Source organism: Phaeovulum sp. (assembly GCF_041596715.1).
Lineage (GTDB): Bacteria > Pseudomonadota > Alphaproteobacteria > Rhodobacterales > Rhodobacteraceae > UBA6213.
This window is the reverse complement of sequence record NZ_JBFHIA010000356.1, coordinates 1-2,231: the sequence shown is the minus strand read 5'-3', so window position 1 is coordinate 2,231 and position 2,231 is coordinate 1. Positions and strand designations below refer to the sequence as shown.

Sequence of the window (2,231 nt, the reverse complement as noted above, 5' to 3'; positions counted from 1 at the left end):
CCTTCCTGTTCGGCCTTGAACCACGCCTGCGCAATACGCCCCGGCACGCCATCCTGCTTGATCGCAAAGGCGGGCATCGCCCACGAATGGATCACATCGGCGGCGGTGATTTGCAGCACAACAGTCTTGCCGATCGGCACGACCACGGCGCTGTCGGTCGCCAGCAGATAGGCGGATTCGTCATAGCCGTATTCTTCCAGATCGGCGCGCTCGAGCATCAGCGCGTCAAACGCGATACCCTCGTCAGGATATTGGTATCCCCAATACCACTGATAACCCGTCACCTTGATAACGATGTCAGCGGGCGGAATCTCTTGCTGCTTGAACAGCGTCGGAAGCGAGAACGAACCAATCGCGACAAGAATCAGAACCGGCACCAGAGTCCAGACGATCTCCAGCGGCGCGTTATGGGTAAAGCGTGCGGGCGTGGGGTTGGCGCGGCGGTTGAAACGCAAGATCGTATAGGCCAGCAGCACGATCACCAGCACCACGATCGCACCGGTGATATAAAGCAGCATGTCGTCAAGCCATTGCTGATCGCGCGCAAGCTCGTTCCCGGCGGTCTGAAAGCCGAGGCCCCCGTCTTGTGCTTGGCCCACCACTGCCAAGCCGGTGATACCGTCTTGTGCAAACGCTGCGCCAGCGGCAAATGCCGCAGTCATGGCTGCCCCGAACCCGAGGCGGATTTTCGCGAAAATCATCGTTGTTTCCCGTTCCCTGAAGCGGCTCTCCCTGCCGCCACGGATTTGGGGGACTGGCCCCCGCCTCCGTTGTATGCAAGCATTTGAAACCACATCCGCCGCGCGTCGACAAGGGAAAGCTGCGACATTCTGTTGCTTTTCTAACTCCAGATCAAAGACAAGGATCGCCATGGCCACGCCCCGTTTTGCCCCTTTTGAGACCCTGATCGACCGCGACCAAGCCTTGGGCTTGCTGCGCGAAGCAGTCGCGGGGGCCGATGACGGTGAGTTGTTCCTAGAGCGCAAGCGGTCAGAATCACTCGTTTTTGACGATGGTCGGGTGAAACTGTCCTCTTATGACGCATCCGAAGGTTTCGGCCTGCGCGCGGTGCGCGGCGAGGTCGCAGGCTATGCCCATTCGACCGAAATATCCCAATCCGCGCTTCGCCGCGCCGTTGCTACGGCACGGCTCGCGGTTGGCGATGGCGGCGGTGTCGCGGCTGATGCGCCGCGCGGCTCGAACCGCCAGCTTTACACCGATGCCGACCCGATGGCCGATGCGACCTTTGCCGCCAAGCTCGACATCCTGCGCGAAATCGACGCCTTCGCGCGCGGCCTAGATGCGCGCGTCGTGCAGGTTTCCGCCACGATCGCGGCATCGCATCAAGAGGTGTTCATTCTGCGCCCCGAAGGTGGGCTTGTGGCCGATACGCGGCCGATGGCGCGGCTCAACGTCTCGGTGATCGTTGAACAGGGCGGGCGGCGCGAAAGCGGCGGCATGGGCGGCGGTGGGCGCTTTGGGCTGACGGGGTTGCTTGAACCGGCGCATTGGCAGGGTGTTGCGCGCGAGGCGCTGCGGATTGCGCTGGTCAACCTTGATGCGGTGCCCGCACCCGCCGGGGCGTTCGACGTGGCGCTTGGCCCCGGATGGCCCGGTATTCTGCTGCACGAAGCCGTGGGCCACGGGCTTGAAGGCGATTTCAACCGCAAGCAGACTTCGGCCTTCGCCGGCCTGATCGGCCAGCAGGTCGCTGCGCGCGGTGTGACGGTGGTCGATGATGGCACGCTGCCCGACAGGCGCGGCTCGATCTCGGTGGATGACGAAGGCACCGCGTCCGGGCGCACCGTGCTGATCGAGGACGGGATCCTTGTGGGCTATATGCAAGACCGCCAGAACGCGCGACTGATGGGCGTGGCCCCCACCGGTAACGGTCGGCGTGAAAGCTACGCGCACAGCCCGATGCCGCGCATGACCAACACCTATATGCTGGCGGGTAACGCCAAGCCGGGCGACATTGTCGCAGACCTGAAAGACGGCATCTATGCCGTGGGCTTTGGCGGCGGTCAGGTGGACATCACCAACGGCAAGTTCGTCTTTTCCTGCACCGAAGCCTACCGCGTGAAAAACGGCGTGATCGGTGCCCCGGTCAAGGGCGCAACGCTGATCGGCGACGGCCCCGCCGCGATGCGCCAGATCCGCGCAATCGGCAACGACATGGCGCTTGACCCCGGCATCGGCAATTGCGGCAAGGCCGGGCAATGGGTTCCGGT

The 2,231-nt window shown here is 63.3% G+C and carries 2 protein-coding genes; one reads left to right on the top strand and one right to left on the bottom strand.

Features of this window, described 5'->3' with window-relative positions:
• A partial coding sequence (locus tag ABY403_RS15920; protein WP_372841792.1) for a cytochrome c oxidase subunit II occupies nucleotides 1-701 on the bottom strand: 701 nt, incomplete at its 3' end.
• 169 nt (nucleotides 702-870) lie between these two features.
• Between ABY403_RS15920 and ABY403_RS15915 the strand changes: the two genes are divergently transcribed.
• Nucleotides 871-2,231: TldD/PmbA family protein (locus ABY403_RS15915; protein ID WP_372841791.1), on the top strand; the 1,361-nt coding region annotated here is incomplete at its 3' end.